This is a genomic window from Flammeovirga sp. MY04 (assembly GCF_001682195.2).
GTDB classification, from domain to species: domain Bacteria; phylum Bacteroidota; class Bacteroidia; order Cytophagales; family Flammeovirgaceae; genus Flammeovirga; species Flammeovirga yaeyamensis.
In genome coordinates, this window is the sequence record NZ_CP003560.2 from 1,978,095 (window position 1) to 2,002,567 (window position 24,473).

At 34.4% G+C, this 24,473-nt stretch carries 17 protein-coding genes; 13 read left to right on the forward strand and 4 right to left on the reverse strand.

Annotated elements, in window-relative coordinates; all coding sequences use genetic code 11:
* The first annotated feature begins 214 nt into the window (after positions 1 to 214).
* The 13 genes from MY04_RS07990 to MY04_RS08050 all read left to right on the forward strand — a co-directional run bounded on the left by MY04_RS07990 (position 215) and on the right by MY04_RS08050 (position 16,461).
* Complete coding sequence (locus MY04_RS07990) at positions 215 to 2,440, forward strand: peptidylprolyl isomerase (protein ID WP_205960504.1); 2,226 nt, start codon at positions 215 to 217, stop codon at positions 2,438 to 2,440.
* A gap of 144 nt (positions 2,441 to 2,584) precedes the next feature.
* The gene (locus tag MY04_RS07995; RefSeq protein ID WP_066208421.1) at positions 2,585 to 3,274 is read left to right on the forward strand and encodes a response regulator transcription factor; all 690 of its coding nucleotides are present in this window, start codon (positions 2,585 to 2,587) and stop codon (positions 3,272 to 3,274) included.
* 71 nt (positions 3,275 to 3,345) lie between these two features.
* A complete protein-coding gene (locus tag MY04_RS08000) occupies positions 3,346 to 4,410 on the forward strand; it encodes a sensor histidine kinase (RefSeq protein ID WP_066208423.1) in 1,065 nt (354 codons plus the stop codon).
* Positions 4,391 to 5,107 carry an RluA family pseudouridine synthase gene (locus tag MY04_RS08005; protein ID WP_066208425.1) on the forward strand — a complete coding sequence of 239 codons (717 nt, stop codon included), beginning with the start codon at positions 4,391 to 4,393 and terminating at the stop codon, positions 5,105 to 5,107. Before MY04_RS08000 ends, MY04_RS08005 begins: the two co-directional genes overlap by 20 nt.
* The gene (locus MY04_RS08010) at positions 5,107 to 5,589 is read left to right on the forward strand and encodes a PaaI family thioesterase (RefSeq protein ID WP_066208427.1); all 483 of its coding nucleotides are present in this window, start codon (positions 5,107 to 5,109) and stop codon (positions 5,587 to 5,589) included. The genes MY04_RS08005 and MY04_RS08010 overlap by 1 nt, the downstream gene beginning before the upstream one ends.
* 4 nt (positions 5,590 to 5,593) lie before the next feature.
* Positions 5,594 to 6,235: an O-methyltransferase gene (locus MY04_RS08015; RefSeq protein WP_066208429.1), complete on the forward strand. Its 642-nt coding sequence runs from the start codon at positions 5,594 to 5,596 to the stop codon at positions 6,233 to 6,235.
* A gap of 87 nt (positions 6,236 to 6,322) precedes the next feature.
* Positions 6,323 to 8,212: a LysM peptidoglycan-binding domain-containing protein gene (locus MY04_RS08020; protein WP_066208431.1), complete on the forward strand. Its 1,890-nt coding sequence runs from the start codon at positions 6,323 to 6,325 to the stop codon at positions 8,210 to 8,212.
* A 202-nt stretch (positions 8,213 to 8,414) separates the two neighbouring features.
* A complete protein-coding gene (locus tag MY04_RS08025) occupies positions 8,415 to 10,382 on the forward strand; it encodes a hypothetical protein (RefSeq protein ID WP_066208432.1) in 1,968 nt (655 codons plus the stop codon).
* Positions 10,383 to 10,776: 394 nt separating this feature from the next.
* Positions 10,777 to 11,520, forward strand: a complete 744-nt coding sequence (locus MY04_RS08030; RefSeq protein ID WP_158297616.1) for a hypothetical protein — start codon at positions 10,777 to 10,779, stop codon at positions 11,518 to 11,520.
* Positions 11,521 to 11,751: 231 nt separating this feature from the next.
* Positions 11,752 to 12,816 (forward strand): hypothetical protein, encoded by a 1,065-nt coding sequence (locus MY04_RS08035; protein WP_066208438.1) that lies wholly within the window; start codon positions 11,752 to 11,754, stop codon positions 12,814 to 12,816.
* Between the two features lie 245 nt (positions 12,817 to 13,061).
* Positions 13,062 to 14,255 (forward strand): DegT/DnrJ/EryC1/StrS family aminotransferase, encoded by a 1,194-nt coding sequence (locus tag MY04_RS08040; RefSeq protein WP_066208440.1) that lies wholly within the window; start codon positions 13,062 to 13,064, stop codon positions 14,253 to 14,255.
* A complete protein-coding gene (locus MY04_RS08045) occupies positions 14,248 to 15,327 on the forward strand; it encodes an iron-containing alcohol dehydrogenase family protein (RefSeq protein WP_066208442.1) in 1,080 nt (359 codons plus the stop codon). The genes MY04_RS08040 and MY04_RS08045 overlap by 8 nt, the downstream gene beginning before the upstream one ends.
* 126 nt (positions 15,328 to 15,453) lie before the next feature.
* Entirely contained in the window at positions 15,454 to 16,461 is a 1,008-nt protein-coding gene (locus MY04_RS08050) for a DUF3667 domain-containing protein (RefSeq protein ID WP_158297617.1), read from the forward strand.
* A 94-nt stretch (positions 16,462 to 16,555) separates the two neighbouring features.
* Here the strand turns inward: MY04_RS08050 and MY04_RS08055 are convergent, their stop codons facing one another.
* From MY04_RS08055 to ttcA, 4 genes are all read right to left on the reverse strand, one after another.
* Positions 16,556 to 17,974 (reverse strand): glutamate synthase subunit beta, encoded by a 1,419-nt coding sequence (locus MY04_RS08055; RefSeq protein ID WP_066208446.1) that lies wholly within the window; start codon positions 17,972 to 17,974, stop codon positions 16,556 to 16,558.
* A 68-nt stretch (positions 17,975 to 18,042) separates the two neighbouring features.
* Entirely contained in the window at positions 18,043 to 22,476 is a 4,434-nt protein-coding gene (gltB, locus tag MY04_RS08060) for a glutamate synthase large subunit (RefSeq protein ID WP_066208448.1), read from the reverse strand.
* 341 nt (positions 22,477 to 22,817) lie between these two features.
* Positions 22,818 to 23,486: a Crp/Fnr family transcriptional regulator gene (locus MY04_RS08065; RefSeq protein ID WP_066208452.1), complete on the reverse strand. Its 669-nt coding sequence runs from the start codon at positions 23,484 to 23,486 to the stop codon at positions 22,818 to 22,820.
* Between the two features lie 143 nt (positions 23,487 to 23,629).
* Positions 23,630 to 24,430, reverse strand: coding sequence for a tRNA 2-thiocytidine(32) synthetase TtcA (ttcA, locus tag MY04_RS08070; RefSeq protein WP_066208455.1), 801 nt, complete (start codon positions 24,428 to 24,430; stop codon positions 23,630 to 23,632).
* Positions 24,431 to 24,473 lie beyond the last annotated feature (43 nt).

The window sequence follows — 24,473 nt, forward strand, 5'->3', positions numbered from 1 at the left end:
GACCTTTTTTTTGATTTTAATACTCGAATTAAACATATTGAAACTACATTCTAAGTACTTATCAATTTGGTACGGCACTTAGTCCATTCATTTAACTTTTTAGCTATTACTTAATAGCATCTTAATTTTTTGAACAAACATGCTCAATAAAACCAGCAAGGTATATACTTATTTGTTAATTATAGGTTGTGTAATCTCAGGTTGTACAATGCCTATGAAATCAGGTAGTACATCAATATCATCTACTTCGCCTGCACTTCTACATTTAGATCAGAAAGACGTTACTAAGGAGAACTTCGTTTACTTGTATGAAAAGAATTATCAAAAAGATTCAAGTTTTTATACTCAAGAAAGTATAGATGAATACCTAGATCTTTTTATCAATTTCAAATTAAAAGTAGCAGAAGCTGAAGCTTTAGGTTATGATACATTAGATGCTTTCAAGAACGAATACAAAATGTATATCGAACAACTTGAAGAGCCTTATTTAACCGAGTCTGTATTTAACGACAGTCTTGTAAAGCAAGCATATGAACGTCAAAAAGAAGAAGTTAGAGCATCTCATATTTTAATTAACTGTAAACCAGATGCTATTCCAGAAGATACTCTAAAAGCTTACAACAAAGCATTAGAGGTACTTGATAAATATAAAAATGGAGAGCAATTTCCTCAGTTAGCTTTTGAATTTTCTGAAGATCCATCTGCAAAGCAGAATAAAGGTGATTTAGGATATTTCACTTCTCTTCAAATGGTATATCCTTTTGAGGAAGCAGCATATAATACAAAAATTGGAGATGTCGCTGGCCCGATTAGAACTCAATTCGGTTACCATCTACTTTATATTAAAGATAAAAGAACTCGTTATGGTACTTTGCAGGCTCAACACATTATGATTAAGTCGAGTATCAGAAACTCTCCTGAAGATCAAAAAGCACACAAAACAAAGATTTTTGCTATTTATGATAGCCTACAGAATGGAGGTGATTGGGATCAGTTATGTAATACTTTTTCTGAAGATAAACGTACATCAACAAAAAAAGGAATTCTACCACCTGTTTCAGAGGTTCGCTTCCCTCCTGCATTCTTAAAAGGAATAGAATCTGTTAATAAAGTGGGCGATATAGCAAAGCCAATCCAAACAGATTTTGGATGGCATATCATTCGATTGTATAGAAAAGAACCTGTTAAGCCTTACGATGTGATGTATCCGTCTCTTGTCAAAAAAGTAAAAAGAGATAGTAGATCTTCGACAAGCAAAGAACAGTTTATTCAAAAACTGAAAAATGATAATCATTTTGTTCCTAATGATGAGAATAAGACGATTGCATTTTCTCAATTTGACTCTACTCTTTTAGAAGGGAAATGGTCGTTGAAAGAAAGTACTCCTACTAAAATCAAGAAAAAAACACTCTTTACTATAGATGGTAAAAAAGTGATGAATAATGACTTCTTCGTGTATGTAAGCGATGAACAAAAAAGAACATCAATTGATAGTTTGGAGGAAGTTTTAGAACAATATTATGAGCGTTTCGTGAATCAGACATTAATTGAGGTTGAAAGAGAAAAGTTACCGACAAAATATCCAGAGTTTGCTCACTTATCTCAAGAGTACAAAGACGGATTGTTATTGTTTAGAGTAATGGAAGATAGTGTTTGGAATAAAGCGACTTCAGATCCTGAATTATTAAAAGAATTCTACACTAAGAATATCGATCATTATCAATATGAGGATCGCGTGGAAGTGGATTTTTATAACACAGGCAATAAGGAATTAGAAAATGAGACTATCGTAATGCTTGATTCCGGATACTACAAAGTATTCCCTAGCGATATTTCTTCTCTATATTTCAAAAAAGGTAGCTCATACTTATACAAAACAACTGTTGGTGACTTAAACAACATCACTAATGTTTTAAATAAGGACGCTAATTTATTTGTGGAGTTTGATATTCAAATGCCAAAAAACAGTGGTACAGTATTGAAGAAGAACCGCATTAAAAAGATCTCTGCTTTTCTTGAAAAAGAAAAAATTGACCTATCTAAAATTAAATTTGTGGAAAGTGAAGGTTCTGAAGCTGTAAATGTACAATTTTACAGTACCTTAACTTCTAACTATATTCCTGTAAAGAATAGAATGAGTAACCTATCTGTGAATTTTGAAACAGGTGTTTACACAAAAGAAGATTTACCTCATGCAGATCAAATAAACTTTAAAGTGGGTAGATATATTTTCCAAGAAGGTAATCGATATATTATTGCCGATGTAAAAACATTTTTACCAAAAGGACCAAAACCATTTGATGTATCAAAAGGTGCTGTAATTGCAGACTACCAACAAGAAATTGAAAAACAATGGTTGTCTGATTTACATAAAAAGCATGAAGTAATTATTGATAGCACGATATTGCAATCTTTATATAATCACAAGAAAACAATGTAAATTGGTAACATTGGAAGTTTTATGTTAACTAAACATGAACATTTTAATAGTATTAAATTACAGTTACTAAAATTTCTTTGAAGAGTAATATCATATCAATAAATTAGAGGATAAACTTAGAAAAATTAAAAGATATCATTAAGGATGCCTACAGAAGTAGAACGTAAAATACTCGTTGTAGACGACGAGCCAGATATTGTAGAAATATTAAGTTATAATCTTCAAAAAGAAGGTTATAATGTAAAAACTGCAAACGACGGAAAACAGGCTGTTGAGACTGCTAAAATGTTTCATCCAGAGTTAATCATTTTAGATATCATGATGCCTGTGATGGATGGTGTTGAAGCTTGTCGTCAAATAAAGGAAAATCCAGATCTTTCTGATGCCCATATTATCTTCTTAACTGCAAGAGCTGAGGAATATTCCGAGGTTGCTGCTTTTGATGTGGGTGCTGATGACTATATCGTAAAACCAGTAAAGCCAAGAGCTTTAATGAAACGTATTGAGTCTATCTTTAAAAGAAAGCATAAGAGTAAAAAATCGAAAAAGGATATTATTAATATTGGGAAATTCTCTATTGATAAATCAAGTTATACCTTATATATCGATGGAGAGGCAAAGACGCTTCCTAAAAAGGAATTTGAGTTATTGTATTTCCTAGCAGAATCTCCAAATAAAGTATTCAATAGAGATGATCTCTTGAGAAACATTTGGGGTGCCGATGTTTATGTTTTAGCTAGAACTGTAGATGTACACATTAGACGTGTAAGAGAGAAAATTGGTGAAGGCTATATTAAAACTGTAAAAGGAGTGGGTTATAAGTTTGAAGCTTAAAACACATTTTACGATATTTGTGAACCTCATAGCGTTTAGTTATGAGGTTTTTTATTTAAAATAAAGAATTTATGTATTTCAACGCGAAATCAGTTTCCTTATTACTAGCACTTTGTGTTGGAGGTATAACTGCAGCTTTCCTATCTATCATACCAGATGTTTCTATAATGGGAGTTGTAGTGGGTTTAATTATTTCTTTCTCATCCTCCTTCCTGCTTACCTATTTTGTTTTAGAATTTATCTTTTTTAAAGAGATAAGTAATATTCATAGACAAATACACGAACTACGACAAAAACAATCCAATGGATTCTCGCCAGAACTTGGACAAAAACAAAAAAATCCAATTGTAGATATTAAATCTCAGATTAATCATTACGCAAAAATGAAAGAAGATGAGATTGCCCAATTAAAACAAATGGAACAATACAGAAAAGAATTTCTGGCCAACATTTCACACGAACTTAAAACTCCTATTTTTGCCACTCAAGGTTTTATTCTCACCCTTTTGGATGGTGCAGTAAATGATAAAAATGTAAGAGATCGTTTCTTGAAAAAAGCAGCAAAATCGCTTAATGCTTTAAATATTCTAGTAGAAGATTTACTGACTGTATCAAAAATTGAGGCAGGAGAAATTAACATGGAGTTTGAAGAATTTGATGTTCAGGTGATGTTGGTGGATGTTTTAGAACAAGTAGAACAAAAAGCTGAAAAGAAAAATATTACTGTTACATTAGAAGCACCTTCTGATGACCCTATTTACATTAATGCTGATTACAATCGTCTAAAGCAAGTTGTTTTAAATTTAGTTGTTAATGGTATTAAGTATAATAACAAAAATGGATGGGTTAAAGTAATTTTGGAAGTTAAAGAAGATACTGTTACCATTAATGTAAAAGATAATGGCTTCGGAATACCTGAAGAGGATCAAAATCGTATCTTTGAACGTTTTTACAGAGTAGAAAAAAGTAGAACTAAAAAACAAGGTGGATCAGGATTAGGTCTTGCTATATGTAAACACATTTTAGAGAGACACGATACTGGTATTTCTGTAACAAGTACTCCTGAAGAAGGTTCTAATTTTTCTTTTGATTTGAAATTAGTGAATGACACTGAAAATGAAGATACCGAACTTTAAAAAGTGGATCATTTTTGAAAATGATAATTATATATTAGTCAATAAACCTCCATATATCTCAAGTTTAGAAGATAGAGATAAAACGCTTCCAACTGTTTATCAGGAAGCAAAAAAATATGGTGGAGACACACAACTTTGTCACCGTCTCGACAAAGAAACTTCTGGTGTAATGGCCATTGCTAAAACACCCGAAGCCTACCGTCATTTGGCAATTCAGTTTGAAAAAAGAGAAGTGGAGAAAATTTACCATGCAGTTGTTGAGGGCGTAGAAAACTTTGACGGTGTGATGGTAGATAGAAACATCTTAGTTTCTGGCCGAGGTAATGTTCGTATCGATATCGAAGGGAAACCATCACAAACGTTGGTGAAAACACAAGATATTTATAAATTCCACTCTTTAGTTGCATGTAAACCTCTTACAGGTAGAATGCATCAAATTAGAATTCATATGGCTTACTTGGGTTCTCCTATTATTTCAGATGAAGTATACGGTGGTAAATCACCTTACCTTTCAGAAATCAAAGGACGTAAATTCAATCTAAAAGGAGGAACAGAAGAACAAGCATTGATGTCAAGAGTAGCTTTACATGCAAGATCACTTCGATTTAAAGATGTCGATGGTTCTGAAATCTTCATTGAAGCTGAATATCCTAAAGATATGAGAGCAGTAATTACTCAAATGAAAAAATATAAATAATGTCACCATACTTTCAAGATCATATGCCTGGCAATGTTTGTTTTGGTTGTGGAATGGACAATCAGGATGGATTGCATATAAAAAGTTATTGGGAGGGCGATTTGGCTATATGTGAATGGCTTCCTGAAGAAAAATACCATGGTTGGGCTAACCTACTTAGTGGTGGAATATTAGGGACAATTATTGACTGTCATTGTATGGGTACAGCAATGGCTGACGCCTATAAATCGGAAGGAAGAGCACTAGATTCTGCTCCATATTACAGGTATGCCACAGGTACGATGAACATTAAGTACCTTAAACCAACACCGATTAATCAGACCATACGTTTGGTGGCCGAAGTTACTGAAAGAAAAGGTAAAAAGATTGTCATGAAATGCACCTCTTGGTCGGGTGATGTTCAAACTGCTGAAGCTGAAGTAATCGCTATTCAAGTATTTAATAGTGATGCATCTAAAGATAAAAATCCATTTGTAAAATAAGTATATGCCGCATATTACACATCCACTAATTGATGAATACATTGAGAAAGTAGCCACTCCAGAAAATGAAACATTAAAAGCATTGGATAGAGCTACGCATCTCGAGGAGAATATGCCTCATATGGTTTCTGGACATCCTCAAGGACTTTTTCTAACCATGTTAGCCAAAGGAATGTCTGCAAAAAAAGTATTGGAAATTGGTACTTTTACAGGATATGCTGCTATCGCAATTGGGCAAGGTATGCAAAAGAACGGCGAATTACATACCATTGAAATTGACGATGAAAAGGAGAAAATAATTTCCGAATACATAAAAAAAGCTAAACTTTCTAATATCATTAAACTTCATATTGGAAAAGCCGTTGATATAATACCTGACTTAGGGGATCAATTTGATATTATTTTTATCGATGCTGATAAAATGAACAACGACACGTATTACGAAATGTGTCTTCCTCTTCTTCGAGAAGGAGGTTATCTATTGATAGACAATGTTTTGTGGAAAGGTAAAGTTGTTGATGAAAAAGCGAATGATAAAATGACTCAAGCTATTATGTCATTCAATAATAAAGTTACATCTGATAAAAGAGTACAAAGTTGCATATTACCCTTACGTGATGGTATTTTAATGGCTCAAAAATTGTAATTTAGCCACACAATAAGTAATTTAATATAGGTCGGTCGGTACTGGCTTAACCATGACTTCTCAAAAATAAGGTACACATAACCTATTATGAAAAAAATAAATACTTTAAGTTTACTAATTGGAGCAACTATCTTACTAAGCTCATTTAATAAACATACTGATATAATATCCCTAAAACGAGCAGAGTTAATAGTAAATTATCAACCTTATCAAGATGATAACCCCTATCCTATTATCACTAATGTTCAAACTAAGACTGTAAATGGGGAAGAAATTACATTGGTGGATGCCAATGCCATCCCTGCCTTTATTGCAGGTCCAAATCAAAACCTTATGCTAATAGCCAATGCTTTAGGTGTAGATGTAAAGAAAATTTACAAATACAACGATATGGATTCTTTTGATGATTTACAGGAAGGACATGTCTATTACCTTAAAGCAAAAAAAGGGAAAGCCATGGTACCTAATCATACGGTAAATACAGAAAAAAACCTATGGGAGGTATCTCAAAAATATGGTATCAAATTAAAAACATTGGCTAAGAAAAATAGAATGAAAGCCGATGAACCACTTGCACGTGGTCGTGTTTTATTCCTTCAAAAGAAAAGACCTAAATCAGTTCCTCCAAAAGTGGTAGACCTACCACCATTAGAAGAACCTGTTGTTGATGAAGAAATTCAAGAAAGCGAAACTCCTTTAGTAGAAACTGCTGCGGTAGTAACACTAGGTGTGGACAGCACAGCTTTAAACATAGATCCTAACAGTAAAACACACGTTGTTCAAGAAGGTGAATCCTTATTTACAATTTCTTCTATGTATGACGTAACCATGTTAGAACTAAAAGAATGGAATGACATTGGAGATAATCTTGCACTCGAAGAAGGTCAAGTTCTAGTAGTAGGCAAAGATGAAACAGTTGCAGAAGAAACCATAGTAATTCCAACAGATCAACCTGCTGTAGAAGAACAAGCAGTAGAGACTATTGCCACTGATGATTCTTTTGAAATTATGCCAGCAAATGAGCGAACAGGTAATGGTACAATTACTGTTGGAGAAACTGCAGTTGTGGCAGGTGCTGCTACTGTTGTTGCTGCTGACGCATTAGAAGAAGAGGCTGTTGAAACAGAAATGGCTGCTGTACAAAAGCATACTGTACAACCTGGCGAGTTCTATTATGGAATTGCAAGAAAATACGGTGTTTCTGCAAGACAGTTACAAGAGTGGAATAACAATAAAGAATTACACCCTGGTGATGAAGTTTTTGTAAGTAACCCAAGTGGAAATCAGTTTAATTCAGTAGCATCAAATAGTGCAATCGACGCAACAGGAGCCTATTCGGGAACGGTTTTAACCCATACTGTGGAAGATGGAGAAACTCTAGCATCTATTTCGGCTAAATATGGTATTTCAGAACAAGATATCATCAACCAAAATAAAGTGCTTCAAGATCAAGGCAACTATGCTCGACTTCCTATGTTTTTGCAGATCCCTCAAAAAACAGCTGAAGAACCAACATATGCTTCAAGAGGTCCAGCTACAACAACAGTAGATGAATCTATTTATCATCAAGCTGCTGCTGAACAACCTGCTGTAGTTGAAGAGACTAAAGTTGTTGAAAGCACTCCATTAGTTGCTGCAACCACAAGCACACCTGATGTATCTTCTGCAAAAACTCACAAAGTTGCTAAGGGAGAAACATTATTTGCCATATCAAGAAAGTATGGAATTTACCATAAAGACCTTATCTCTTGGAATAATTTAGGAAGCAATGGTTCAATTAACGAGGGACAAGTATTACGCTTAACGGATCCTTCTTCGGAAAATGGAAATACTGCTCCTGAATATCATATGGTAAGTGGTGGTGAAACTCTTTATTCTATCTCTAAAAAGTATGGGGTTTCTATCAATGATATCAAAAAGATGAATAATATGGATTCCAATACTGTCAAAAAAGGACAACGATTGAGAATCAAATAATTCTTAGACACATTAATATAAGGCCTTGACAACATGAAGCTGTCAAGGCTTTTTTTATGTTCGTTTTTTAAAAGTAGTGAAATGACGAAAACGTGTAAATCATTAATTATTTCATATAACTAACTCCTTTTTCTGTCTATGATATTTGTAATGTAATCAAAAGATACCTTTTCATATTAATTCAATCTTTAAATAAATCAACATGATTACTATTACAAAAAAACTGAAGAACCTTCTATTTCTTCCATTGCTAAATATCCTTGTTTTTGCTTGTGAACAACCAATGGACCCGGTTATTGAAACTGTTCAGAATACGAAATCTATTCTGAATGAACACCAATGGTATTTAAATAATTTTGAGGTAATTACAAAAAGTGATGATATCGCCCCTCCTATTCTTTGGTCAGCAGCCTCATCAGATATTTTGTCTGGAGGAACATATGATTTAAGTGATATGGTATTTGAGGATTTAGATAATCAGTCATTTTTTCATCAGTTTACAACAAGTGGTGATATCACAACCTCTCATCATGACTATAATTTCTTAACTGATAGTATTGGTCGATACTTTATCATTAATGACCAAAAAATTAGAATTACCAATTCTTCTATCAATCTGAATTATGAATATCAATATGATGAGGATTTGAAACAATTCAGACTACACGTCAACGAGGAATCAGCAGCTTCTTTAATTAAAGATGCTAATGAGAAATTAGTAAAATATGTTGCCAATGGAACACCTGATAAAATTGGTGGTCTTGTTACAAAGCTTCTTTATCATAATGAGACTGTTCAAAGATTAATCAATAATGCACTTGTAGGTTGGCTCGCTGGTAAAGGAGAATTTATTGAGCATTTACCCCCTGAAGAAACTGCAGATGCTATTTCTGAGGAGTTATTTAAATTCCTAGAGTCTTTAGAAATTGAAGCTAAATTATCAGAAGTTTTAAAAACAGAATTGGACAAGATCATTGATTTTGATTCTGATGAACTTTCTAGACAATTGAGCCAAGAAATTGCACAACTTGTACAATCATCACTTAGTAAGGAAAAGATATATGATTTCATTTACCCTAAATTAGATGAGATCGTTTCATCTCCTGAAGAAGGTGCGGATACCATTACATCATTTATTATGAATGTAATTTCTGAGATTCTTACAGAAGATAGAATTATGCCGATCTCAGAAAAAATCTGGGATGAATATACACAACTTGATGCTGAAACAATTTCTTCAGTATCATCAAGTATTACTTCTCTATTGGAAGACAACTTCTTAAATGTTGAAACTTTTTATAATATCATATATCCAACTGTTTCAAAAATTGAAGATACATCAATTTTAAAAATGGGTGAATTAGCAGAAGAGACTACGAATAAAATCGAAGTCATTATTAATACTATAAATAATACTTTCGATGGAATTGATTTGAACCCTGATTATGAAAGTATGACATCAACTTTAAAAACAGCGTTTATTGCTGCTAAACCTGTGATTTCACTTAATGGAGGAGCTGAAAAAACGACTCAAGAAATAAGCGAGTTGATAAAAAATCAATTTTTAAGTACGGAGTTTATACATCAAACCATTAATAGTGGGCTGACTCAATTACAATCTGTTGATTCTGAAACTGCTGCTCCTATCATCACTTCATTGATAAGTGCTTTGGCTGATATTGCTTCACCAACAATTCACGAATATATATCCTCGAAATTATTATTGATAATAGATGGTACAGACGCTGAATATTTATCATTCAAGATATCAAAAACAGTGAGTGATGCTATCACATCAATAGTAAATGAAGAAAATGTCTACGGAATATTATTCCCAGTAATAGATGGCATAGCCAATCTAGACACACAATTAATAGCTGATAAAATAGCCAATATGATTATGGAACTTGATATTATTAAGGATAATATCAACCAAGAAAATGTAAGTAAAGTAATTCAAGAAGTATTGATCAATATACAAGATACTGGTGTAGAAAATATTGTTCAATCTTTGGTGACAGCACTAGCCAAAAGTAGTCTTTTTACAGAAGTAATTACAGAGGAACGTTTGTCATTAGTAATCTCATTATTACTATACAATTCTGCATATCAAGATGTCAAAGTGGCCAATAACTTCACTTCTGCTACCATTATTTTAGAGCACAGATAAAGATCATTCATAGTTAGAATCTATAATATTAGAAGATTGAATAATATTAGTATGCTTAAAGCCTTGATGAATTTCATCAGGGCTTTTTCTATTGATAAAATATACAAATAGTACAACTTAAAATAGAGCTAATAGCATCTATAGATACATGTAATCAATTCATTATTTGATCAAAATATGCAAGTTCATAAAGTTTTCATGTAACTGTTTGATATATAAATCAAAGACCTTTGTAAGGTTAAGAATAAAGGAATAATCCTTTTTTAAATCAAACCAAAACAATTTCAATTTGCTATCAATCATGAAAACAAATTTCTTCAAATTTAATTTTACAAAAAACACAAAAGCGACCATTTGCTTACTGTTTCTAATGTTTTTTGGGTCTAGTTTTATCATGGCTCAAGAAAAACACTCTGACGAAGATTTGGCTAAAAAATTAGCCAATCCGGTTGCCAATCTAATTAGTGCTCCTTTTCAAAGTAATATGGACTTTGGTATTGGTGAGCACAATGGAGCAAGACACACCATCAATGTTCAGCCTGTTATTCCATTTAAACTTACTGAAGACATCAACCTGATTACTCGTATGGTTTTACCTGTAGTACACCAAGACAACATCTCCGGTTATGGTAATTCTGAATCTGGCTTAGGTGATATGGTACTGAGTGGATTCTTTAGTCCATCGAAAACTAAAAATGGTTTGATCTGGGGTATTGGACCAGCTTTCTTGGTTCCTTCAGCAACCAATCATTTTTTAGGTACAGGAAAATTTGGTTTAGGTCCAACATTTGTTGCCTTAAAACAACAAAATGCATTCACTTATGGATTCTTAGTAAATCAAATCTGGAGTGTTGCAGGGGATCAAGCTAGAGGTGATGTAAACCAGTTTTATTTCCAACCATTTGCTACTTACAACTGGAAATCTGGTGCAGGAGCATCCGCAATGATGGAGTTAACACAAAATTGGATGGATAACTCTACTACGATTTGGTTTACGCCAAGTATTAGTGGTGTAGCTTCTTTAGGTAAGCAAAAAGTACAACTATCTGCGGGTCCAAGATTTAATGTTGCTGCTCCTGCCGCTCAAAAAGCGAAATATGGTTTTAGAGCATCAGTGACATTTATCTTCCCTAAATAGCCATTATACTATTGATAAGTTTTAGAGCACAAGCATCCATTTGAATGGGTGCTTTTTTATTTTCAATACCTAAGAAATAATTATCTGATACTCACTTTGACGATAATGTATAAATGATCAATCGTTTTATGTAACTCACTGATAGCCAAAACTAAGATCTTTGTAAGGTAATCAATCTAGAAATAATCTATAATTAATTCAATCCAAAATATTTCAATCTTGCTATCAATTATGAAAAAGAAAATTTTACAATTCGGTCTTATTCTTATTGCTTTAATTGCCTTTCAAAATACATCTTTTGGTCAGGGATCTGTATCCAACCTTGCAATAGAAGATGATTATCAACATTATACAGATAGTTTAAAGAATACAGAATACCCTTGGCACTTTCCAATTATGGGATCAAAATTGAGAAAAATGGGTTTTGATTTACCCTTCCCAAATGGTCTTATGATTAACTATGCTTATTCAAAACAAGACCTAATGGTTAGTAACCTTAATGTAGGTTTATCCCCAACAAAATTAATGAATGTGGATGGTTTTGCTCGTTTTAATAATATCACTCCACACGTTCAAGCTGTTTCAGCAAGATATGACTTCTGGTTGCTACCTTTTTTAAATGTTTATGGTATTGGTGGTTATATTAAATCAGAAACAGAAGTATCACTTGGTTTACCATTTAAAGCTGATTTCACTGCTAGAAGTGAAGGACCTTCCGTTGGTTGGGGTACGGTAGTCGCTGGTGGTGTTGGCCCATTGGTGGTATCGCTGGACTACACTCAAGTATATACTTTCACGGGTAGTACTGACAAAGCTACAAGAACAAATGTTATTGGTGCCAGAATTGGACATATGTTTCGTTTTAGAAAGAAACCTTACAGAAATGTCGTTGCACTTGTTGGTGTTCAATATTTAGGTTTGAATAAATCTAGTGGTGGTAAAGTAGACATTGAGAAACTAGTTGGTATTACACCAGAAGGTAAAATTAGAGCTAGTCAAAATTTAGATACTTGGTACGGTCAATTAAACCCTACAGAACAACAAATTCTTGAACCTGTATATCAAGGGGCAAGTAATTATTTAAATAGTACCGACCCATTAAACCTTCATTATACATTTGACAAGGCTTTATATTATCCATGGAGTATGTCTTTAGGGATTAATTATCAACATAATAAAAGATATCAGTTTACTGCTTTATACTCTTTCTTAGGGAGTAGAAATCAAATTGTTTTTGGTCTTAATTATCGTTTCGGTTTTAAGGGTAAAAACTTCTTAAAAGGAGTGACATTATAGAAATATCAAATCAAAAAGGCATCTTAAAAATGGATGCCTTTTATGTTTTGAATAATTTAAATATTTAATATTCAATACATCAAACATTTATTAACATCATTTTTTGGCAACATCATCTATTGAAGTGTTATAATACCGGGCTAGTCCAAAAATTTAATGATTGATCAACCTATCGATCCATAAATTTTTGTACCTTTGCCGAGTCAAAATTGACGACAAATTATTCAATTTTAATTATATAGATTATGCCAGGAACGGAATATTTTGGTGACGAAGAAAGAAAAGAAGTAATGGACGTTTTAGAGTCCGGAATGCTTTTTAGATATAACCATGATGATCAAAGAAATGGTCATTGGAAAGCTAGAGAATTCGAAGAATTATTCCAAAATTATACTGGTGCAAAACATGCTCACGCTGTTTCATCTGGTTCTGCTGCTGTAGCTTGTATGATGGCTGCTGCTGGAATTGGACATGGTGATGAGGTTATTTGTACTCCTTTTACATTTATCGCTCCTATCGAGGCTGTATTATTTGCTGGTGGTATTCCAGTATTTGCTGAAGTAGACGAAACATTAAACTTGAGCGCTGCCTCTATTGAAGCAGCAATTACTCCAAGAACAAAGGCTGTATTATTGGTACACATGTGTGGTGCTGCAGCTGATTTGGACGGAATTAAAGCAGTTTGTGATAAACATAATATCAAATTATTAGAAGATGCAGGTCAAGCTTTAGGTGCTTTCTACAAAGGAAAACACGTAGGTTTATTCGGTGAAGCTGGTGCTGTTTCTTTTGACTTCTTCAAAATTACTACTGCTGGAGAAGGTGGTGTGTGTTTCACAAACGACACAGATAAATACGAGATCATGGGTCAGTTCTCTGATCACGGTCACTCTCACGTTGGTGATAACCGTGGAATGGAACCTCACCCAATTATGGGCTTCAACTACCGTTTAGGAGAGTTAAACGCAGCAGTTGCTGTAGCTCAAATGCGTAAGTTGGAAATGATCCGTGAGCAAAACAGAAAAAACAAAGCAATCTTAAAAGAACGTTTACGTAAAGAAGTTCCTTTCATTACTTTCCGTTGTCTACCAGACGAAGAAGGTGATTCAGCAACTTTCTTAAACTTCTTCATGGAAACTCCTGAACTTGCCCTTAAAGCATCTAAAGAAGTTCAAGGAGTAGCTTACTGGTATACAAACATGTACCACTTTATCAATCAGTGGGATCACTTAAAGCAATTAAAATCTCCATACAAATTGGCTATTCATGATTATGAGCACCGCCAAGATTGGAATACAATTGAATTGCCTAAATCACAAAACATTATTGGTAGACTTCTTTCTATCGGTATCCGTGCTACATGGACTGAAGAAGAAATCAATGCATTTGCTGATCAGTTAATCTCACAATTGAAACAAGTTGTTGTAGAACATGCATAAGAATTTTAAAAATATCGACAAAATCGTTTATGGAAAAGGTGCCTTCAATCAAATTGATGACATCCTAGCTCCTAAACGTGTGGAAAACGATAAATTCATGGTATTTATCGTTGACAAGTATTTCGAAGGAAAAGAACTTGCTGATCGTATCCCTGCTCACGATGGTGATATGGTATTCTTTGAGGATATCGACCAATACGAGCCGACTACGGATCAAGTGGATAGACTTCGTGATCAAATCTTAGCAGAGAAAGGTCTTCCTTCTGGTATCATTGGTATCGGTGGAGGATCTATCATGGATATTGCTAAGGCTTTATCTTTGATGGTTACTAACGAAGGTTCATCTCAACTTTATCAAGGATTAAACTTGGTGAAGAAAGCAGGTATCTACCACATGGGTGTTCCTACAGTGGCAGGTACAGGTGCTGAATGTTCTATGACAGCCGTTCTAACTGGACCTGTTAAGAAATTAGGCTTGAAGTGTGATTGGACAGTATTTAACCAAGCTGTTCTTGATCCTGAGTTATTAGCTACTGTTGATACCAACCAATGGTTCTATACAGGTATGGATTGCTATATCCACTGTATTGAAGCTGAAAGTGGTTTATACTTCAATGCCTACTCAAAGGCTTACGGTGACCAAGCATTAGCCCTTTGCCGTGAGGTGTATTTAGGTGATAACGCTGGCCAAAACCTAGAAAATGATGAGAAATTGATGATTGCCTCTCTATTTGGTGGTTTATCATTGACTTATTCTGAAGTAGGTGCGTGCCACGCTATTTCATATGGTTTATCAAAAATCTTAGGTACTCGCCACGGTTTTGCGAACTGTTTAGCATTCTATCACTTAGAAGAATTCTATGGTGATGCTGTTGGAGAGTTTAAAGAAATGATCAAAAAACATAACGTTGATCTTCCACAAGGTCTTTCTAAAGAATGGTCTGAGGAGACAATCGATGCTATGGTAGAAGTTTCTTACAACCTACCACATATGTGGAACCATGCAATTGGTCTTGATTGGGAAGAAAAATGGACAAGAGAAGATATCAAAAAGATCTTCAAACGTCTGTAATCTATCTGAAGAATATAGAGAAGAAGTCCTCCTTTTTGGAGGACTTTTTTTATATTCGTTTTTTACTAAACATTACTAGCAATCTGAAAGCTATAATTCAGATAATAAACAGAACTAATTATGACAATGAAGGGCTCTATTCATCAGCAGTGTAAAAATTGTGGAAATGACTTAAGCAATAATGATAACTATTGTTCTAACTGTGGACAAAAAAATATTGACTACAACCTAAAACTTAGAGACTTAATCCAAGAGTTTGCAGATGAATTAATGAGTTGGGATTCAAGATTATTCCACACATTTATTCCATTTATCACCAATCCAGCAAAATTATCAAAAGCTTATTTGGAAGGAAAAAGAGTAAAGTATGTTCAACCCTTTAGAATATACCTTGTTTGTTCTATTGTCTTTTTCTTCCTTTTTAATCATCTAGTTGTTACTGATGATTCAATAGTTATTGGAAATGGTCATGATGAAGAAGAAGTAGAGAAAAAGACAACTAAAAAAGATAAAGCTGATAATATTCCATTTTCTGCCATTGAATTTGGTAAAGATTCTGAAATAAAAAAGTTAAAAGTTAATGGAGAACGTTTTGATAAAAGAATTTTAAAAGCATATGAAAATGAAACGGTGCTTACCAATGATTTTATACGTGATTCATTAGGTATAAAAGAATGGTTTAACGTCATTCTTATTAAGCAAGGTCAAAAGATATATAATGACAATGGAAAGACTTTAAAGCAGACGATTTTTGCCAATATGTCAATGGCTGTGATGCTGCTTGTACCATTATTTGCTTTATACCTCAAGTTATTTTATATCAGGAAAAGAGGCGAAATAAAGAATCTATACATACAACATTTGGTCTTTTCTACGCATCTACATGCATTTTCCCTATTTTGTTTCACCTTAATGATTCTCATTTCCCACTTTGGTCCTGAGAACTTCGGTGCATTAATTAACACATTTATATTTCTCTATAGCTTTGTGATGATTTATGTGATGATGAAGAAATTCTATGGTCAGTCTTGGTTTAAAACAATCATCAAAGGGAGTTTAGCAATGTATATACATTTTTTTAGTATGCTGTTTTTTGCCGTTCTAGAAGTGATACTAACAGCTTTGATCTTTTAATTATCAAATAGTCAATCTGGAAAAAATATAAAAAGAAACCCACTGAGAGACGCTTTTCTCAGTGGGTCATAATATCAACCTAAATCAGTTTAAATTAAACAGAAGCAGGTTCTTCATCGAAAATCGATTCTAAAATTGACATGGCAGCTTCTCTACCATCTAATGCTGCAGTTACTACTAAATCAGCACCTCTAACGCTATCTCCTCCAGCAAAAACATTTTCTAAAGACGTTTGTCCTTTTTCATCTGTTTTTAATGCTCCCCACTTATCAGTTTCTACACCAGCATCTGTAATCCACTTAAGTTTTTCGTTATTGAAACCTAAAGCAAGGATAAATACATCTGCTTCAACGATAGATTCAGATCCAGCAATTTCACTTACTGCTTGACGACCTGATGCATCAGGCTCAGATAATTTCATGTCTACGAATTTTGATCCATACACATTGCCTTTATCATCAGCTACAAACGACTTTGGTGATTTCAAGAAGTTGAATTCAACACCTTCGTCTTTTGCTGCTCTCACTTCTTTTCTAGAACCCGGCATGTTTTCTTCATCACGACGGTAGAAACAAGTTACTTTAGCTGCTTTTTCACGAATAGAAGTTCTTACACAGTCCATAGCAGTGTCACCACCACCAATTACAACTACTCTTTTACCTTCTACATCGTATTTCTTATCGAATTGCTTATCCTCAATTTTCTTTTGGATGTTCGTTAAGAAAGGAACGGCCATATAGATGTTATCCGTATTGTATACTTCATCATCTAAAGTTCTACCTGCCATAGCACCGATTCCTAAGAATACAGCATCATAGTTCTTTCTTAATTCGTCTAGAGTGATGTCGTTTCCGATATCAACACCTAGATTTAACTCCATACCTGCTTCTTTAAGCAATTCCACTCTACGTTCCACAGCTTCTTTTTCTAATTTGAAACCAGGGATACCGTAAGTTAAAAGTCCACCTGCTTTATCTGCCTTATCAAATACTACAGGTTTAACACCTGCTCTTAATAAGAAAGTTGCACAGCTAAGACCCGCAGGACCTGAACCTACAATAGCAACAGTTTTACCTGTCATCTTATCTGCAAATTCTGGTTTGAATCCTTTCTTAAAACCTTTCTCTGAGATAGCAACTTCGATAGAACCAATAGTAATTGCTCCAATTGTTTCTTCATCGTTACCATCATTAAGAGTACATGCCCCTTCACAAAGACGGTCTTGAGGACAAATACGTCCTAAGATTTCTGGGAAAGGAGAACTCTCGTTAGAGATTTTAAATGCTTGCTCAAGATCTTTCTCAGCGATAAATCTTAACCACTGAGGAATATAGTTACTCAATGGACAACCAACTGAAGAACAGTAAGGGTTACCACACTGTACACATCTAGAAGCTTGAGAAGCTGTTTCTGAGGTAGTGTACACCTCATTTATTTCATCGAAGTTTCCTACACGCTCATCTGCTGGGCGAAGTGTAGGTGTAATTCGTTCTATTTTAGTGAACTCGTACATAATAATTTCTTTTTGGTAAGGTATTGATTATGATCCGAGAAGGAGTTAAACCCCTTCTCAATAATCTATTAATTACCCTCCATTGGGTTCAATGGAGATTTCATGTCTTTAGATGTTACCATATAGAAGTAACGAACCTCTTCACGGAAATGGTCAAGAATATGCTTCGCTTTCGTTGAACCTGTTCTGAACAAGTAACTACGAAGAATTCTTTGTAGGTAGAATCTACCTTCATCCCCTTCATCCGTATCGATACGAGTTGCTTTAATCAACTCTTGGTTCATTTTATCGATAAATGTGCTGTCTTTATCATAAACAAAGGCTACACCACCTGTCATACCTGCACCGAAGTTGTTACCTGTTTTACCAAGAATAACTACAGTACCACCTGTCATATACTCACAAGGATGATCACCTGTTCCTTCTACTACTGCTAAAGCACCTGAGTTACGGACTGCAAAACGTTCCCCAACTTGACCTCTAACGAAAAGTTTACCACCTGTAGCACCATATAAACAAGTGTTACCTGCTAAACTTCTACCTTCCGTTTGTCCGTCCTTTGGAGTAATAATGATGTGTCCACCACTCATACCTTTACCAACATAGTCATTACCTGTACCTTTTAAAGAAAGCAACATACCATGGCTCAATAAACAGCCAAATGATTGTCCCGCTGTACCTTTAAGATTGATAGTGATCAATTCTTTTGGTAAACCTTTCTTACCATGGAATTCGGCAATCTGACCTGAAATTCTAGCACCGAAACTACGGTTGGTATTCACGATTTCTTTTTCAAGAACTGTTCTGTAGTGAGGGCCTTTAATTACAGGCATCAACTCATCTAAGATTTCTCTTTCGAAATCGTTTGGATCGAATGGATCGTTAGAATCTTTCTCTCTGATATTCTTACCTTCTGCATAGTAAAGAACATCTTTGAAATCGAACTTCTTAGCGAAATCATTATCTATCACTTTCAATAAGTGCGTCTGACCAATGATTTCATCCATTGATTCATAACCAAGTTCTGCTAAGATTTCTCTTACTTCTTGGGCCATTGCTTGTAAGTAGTTAACTACTCCTTTCACAGTACCCATGTAGTATGCTCTCAATTGCTCCGATTGAGTGGCAATACCAACAGAACATTTATTTAAGTGACAAACTCTTAAGATTTTACAACCAATTGTTGTTAGTAGAGATGTACCAAATGCAAAACTTTCTGCACCGATGATTGAAGCTTTCACCAAGTCAAGACCTGTTTTCAAACCACCATCTGTTTGTACTTCTACAAAATCTCTTAAGCCGTTTACTTTTAATGCATTGTGTGCTTCAGCTAAACCAAGTTCCCAAGGGTTACCAGCGAACTTAATTGAACCTAATTGTGCAGCACCAGTACCACCATCAGCACCTGAGATAATGATCTTATCCGCATATGCCTTAGCAACACCTACTGCAATTGTACCTACACCTGCAGTCGATACTAACTTAACACAAATTCTAGCTTTAGGATTCACTTGCTTCAAGTCATAAATTAACTGCGCTAAATCCTCAATAGAATAAATGTCGTGGTGTGGAGGAGGTGAGATAAGCGTTACACCAGGAATTGTACATCTTAATTCTGCAATTAGAGATGTTACTTTTGAACCTGGAAGCTGACCACCTTCACCTGGCTTCGCTCCTTGTGCTACTTTAATTTGAATTTCTTCAGCATTTCTCAAGTAGTGAGGTGTTACACCAAATCTACCTGAAGCCACTTGCTTAATCTTAGAGTTCTTGATAGTTCCGAATCGCTTAGGATCTTCACCACCCTCACCCGAGTTAGATTGACCACCAATGGTGTTCATCGCTTCCGCCAAAGCTTCGTGAGCTTCTGGTGAAATCGAACCTAATGACATGGCTGCTGAAGTAAATCGTTTTGTAATTGACTCGATAGGCTCTACTTTAGAGATATCGATAGGTTTACGTTCCGATTTGAATTCGAAGAAGTCACGAATCATACGTAGACCTCTATTGTTGATCTGATCTCTAAGATCAGCATAATCTTCTGCTCTACCCGTAACAGCAAACTTTCTCAAGCTTTTCGCCACAGTAGGTGCAAAATCATGATACTCACCACCTTCAGCATACTTGTAGAATGAACCTACTTCTAAAGGATACATTTTCTTAATGAACCTTGTTTTGTATGCTGATTTATGATAAGCTTTAAGTCTTTCCTCAATATCTGAGAAATCAAGACCTGGGATAAGTGCTTCACTTCTTTGGAAACACTGTTCTACGATAGAGTTGCTCAAACCGATCACATCAAATAATGATGAATTTTGATATGATTCGATAGTTGCAATACCCATCTTCGACATAATCTTCAATAATCCAGCATTTAAAGCTTTCTGAACTTTAATTAACGCTTTCTTACGAGTCATATACGAATCTGCACCTAAGTTTTCTGCTACTTGAAGTGCTGTACCTAGTAACAGGTATGGATAGATACCTGTTGCTCCGGTAGCTAATAGAACGGCTGCTGAGTGGGAGTCATACACCTCACCTGTAATTGCAACGATAGATACTTTAGATCTCAACCCTTTGGCTGCTAAATAATTACTTACGTAACCTACTGCCATTGGCATTGGGATTAACAATTTAGATTTCGATAACTCTCTGTCATCTAACATCACAATTGCTGTATCCTCGTCTCTTACAGACTTTTCTATTTCTTCACCTAAACGATGTAAAGATTTCTCTAAATCAACGTTGAAGGCTGTACTAAATGTTTTAGAATTGTATTGATAATCGTACAATGAATCACCTTTTGTACCAAATCTTCTTAGTACATCAAAGTGTTCGTACGATAAAATTGGCGACATTGATTTTAATCGATGTGCGTTCATAGCACCATCAATTAAAACATTGTTGTTTCTACCGAAAGTTACCGCTGTCGACATCACCATTTTCTCTCTTAGAGGGTCAATTGGTGGGTTAGTTACTTGGGCGAACTTCTGACGGAAGAAATCAGTAAAGTTTCTTTGTACGTTTGAGAAACAAGCTAATGGAGTATCATCACCCATAGAACCTGTATCTTCCTTACCTGTTTCGATCATTGGACGAACAACGCCTTCCAATACTTCGTTGGTAAAGTTATGATAACGTTGTTTATCTACGATATCGTCATATCTGTAGTCACTCATAGACAAGAAGTTTTTGTCTACATGTTCCATCAAATAAGCACTATTCTCATGGATCCACTTACCCCAAGGTCTAGCCTCCTTAAGGTAGTTATCAATTTCATTATGTTTTAAGATTGTACCATAACGCAAGTCGATACCAATCATTTGACCTGATTGTAATTTACCTTGCTCTTTGATATTATCTTCTTCTAAATCAATTACACCATACTCAGAACTGATGATAATTCTGTTATCGTTAGTGACAATAAATTTAGCTGGTCTTAAACCATTTCTATCTAAGATACATCCTAAGTGACGGCCATCGCATAAATTTAATGCTGCTGGACCATCCCATGCCTCAAAGTTACTTGCTGCATACTCATAAAATGATCTTAATTTTGCATCCAAGTTCGGAACGTTTTGCCAAGGTGCAGGCACTAACGACCTTGCTGCTTGGAAAAAGTCCATACCTGCTGTTACCAAGAATTCAAATGCATTATCTAATGATGCTGAATCTGATCCGCCAGGAACTAGGATTGGGAAAATTCTATCTAATTCTTCCTTAGTGAAAACGTCTGATTTCAGAACTTCTTCTTTTATAGAGAAGTTAAATCTGTTCGCTTGAATAGAGTTGATCTCGCCATTATGAGCTAATGTTCTAAATGGTTGAGCCAATCTCCATTGAGGAAGTGTGTTTGTTGAGAATCTTTGGTGGAATACCGCAAATGACACTTCAAACTCTTCTTGTTGTAAGTCAACAAAAAGCTCTTTGATGTGGGTTGGCATTACCAAACCTTTATAAGAAACTACTTTTTCAGAGAAAGATGGAATATAGAACCCTTCATCATCTCTTAAAGCATGTTCTACTTCTTTTCTTGTTAAATATAATAACGCTGAGAAACGTTTTGTAGACATTAAAGCATTTGGAACTACAAAAGCCTGTACAATTTCAGGTAGTAATTCGAATGCTTGTTTACCCAACACTTCAGTATTCAAAGGTACTTTTCTTGTAAATAGAACTTTTAAATCGTTCCTTTCACAATACTCTGAGAATACTTCTTTTTGTTTCGTTGGGTCTGTCAAGAACATCATAGCTACTGCATAACGTTGCGGTAGGTCAATTCCATTCATCTCCGCCTCTTTTCGCATGAAGCGATCTGGCATTGAAAATAAGAAGCCGGAACCATCTCCACTGACACCATCTGCGGCAATTGCACCACGGTGGATCATTCGAGAAAGGGCTTCAATAGCGTCTAAAGTCATTTGCCTTGAGGGCTGGTTTTTGTAGTTGGCGATCATACCAAAACCACAATTGTCCTTAAAGGCCGTTAATCTGTGTTCCATAAATAAAGCGTCTTCCGATTTTCGATATTAGTTTGGACTTTGGAGGTCTGTTGTTAGCTATAGCAACTCTTGTTATTAATATACTAAGAATAATAATTACTATCTATTTGTCATTATTTGCTCCTTCCAAAGTTTCGTTCACAACACTCTCAAATATAAGAGTATTTTTTAATAAATCATTAATAAATGATACATTTTAATGAATATTTCGCATTCAAATCAGCGATTATGACAAAATATATCAACATTGTTGTAAATATAACAACATAAATAAGGGTAAGAAAATTGTATATTTTACGTTTTATTTGATGAAAATCGAAGCAGATTTAATCAGTGAAAGCTTATAATATTTCTGAAAATGCGGCTTTATTTCTTAGTGTTATAGAAGTCCTTGTATAATCGATCCAACCTTGTTTTTTATACTTGCTCATTTGTTTAGAAACGGTCTCTCTCGATGTACCGATAAGTTTGGCTATATCGTTCTGTGAATAGGGATGTTTTATGGTCTCATCATCCTCAAATTTATCATCAAAAAGATCTTTTATAAACTCGAGTAATCTTTCTTCTGCATCTTTACACACTAAAATCTCCAATCTTCTCTCTATCTTTTTTACTCTTAACCCAATCAACTTATAAATGAATAAACCAAAACGTTCATTATCTCTCATTAGATTTCGCATCTTATCAATAGATAATAAACATAGATAGGTTGTATCACCTTCAGCAATTGCGTATTCATCGCGAGTGTTTTGTCCTAATAGGATTTTCTCTCCAAAAATCTCTCCTTTAGTTAAGATAAGTTTCACTACTTCATCACCTTCTTGATTATAAGTACAAAGTTTCACCTTCCCCTTACTAACTAGGTAAATCTTTTGTTCATCATCTTCTGGAAAATAGATCACCTCCCCTTTTTTAAAGGTAAGACCATTGGTTTTAAAGTAATTTTTAAGTTTTGTAGGACATAAAATTGAATAAAGATCAAAATTATGCATGGTCCATATTTCACTCATTCGGTTAATATTTAAGATAGAGCATTAAAACGGTGATTTAATTAAAATACTTTTTTACGGGGTATTATCAAAAAATCTTCTCGTTCTATAACAGTCAAATATAAAAAAAGGTGTCCGAAGACACCTATCTAATCTATATTTTCCTAGCTTTTTATTGCTGGTTCTATCATCTTAAATAAACTATAGTCATATAAATCTTTATCCATAAGATGGGAAGGAGAAACATTTTTAATGGAGTTAAAAATTACCTCAGAGCGGTCTGGATAATCTTTTTCCCATTCTTTCAACATCTGTTTAACCATCTGTCTTTGTAATTTCGGTTGTGAACCACATAAATTACACGGAATTATAGGAAAGCTTTTTATTTGAGCGTATTCTTCAATATCGCGTTCTTTACAATAAGCTAATGGACGAATAACAATATGTTTCTGGTCGTCCGTTTTATAGATTGGGGGCATTGCCTCTAACTTTCCACTAAAAAACATATTCAATAAAAATGTCTCTATAATATCATCTCTATGATGACCTAAGGCAATTTTAGTTACTCCCAATTCTTCTGCTGCTGTGTATAATGTCCCTCTTCTTAAACGAGAACATAAAGAACACATTGTTTTCCCTGCCTCTAACTTCTCTGTAACTATTGAATAGGTGTCCTTATTTAAAATTTTAAAATTGACACCCTTCGATTCTAAATACTCAGGAAGGATATGTTCTGGGAAACCAGGTTGTTTTTGATCTAAATTGACTGCTATTATTTCAAAATCAAACTTTTTGGTGGATTGAATATGTAATAGTATTTCCAACATGGCATAACTATCTTTTCCACCAGATAAACATACCATTACTTTATCGCCATTTTCAATTAATTGATAATCATCTATGGCTTTCCAAACATTTCTGTGTAAGCGTTTTTGAAGCTTAACTTGTTCTATTGTTAACGTCATTCTAAAATCAAATTTCCACAAAGATACATCAAAAGATTGAAGT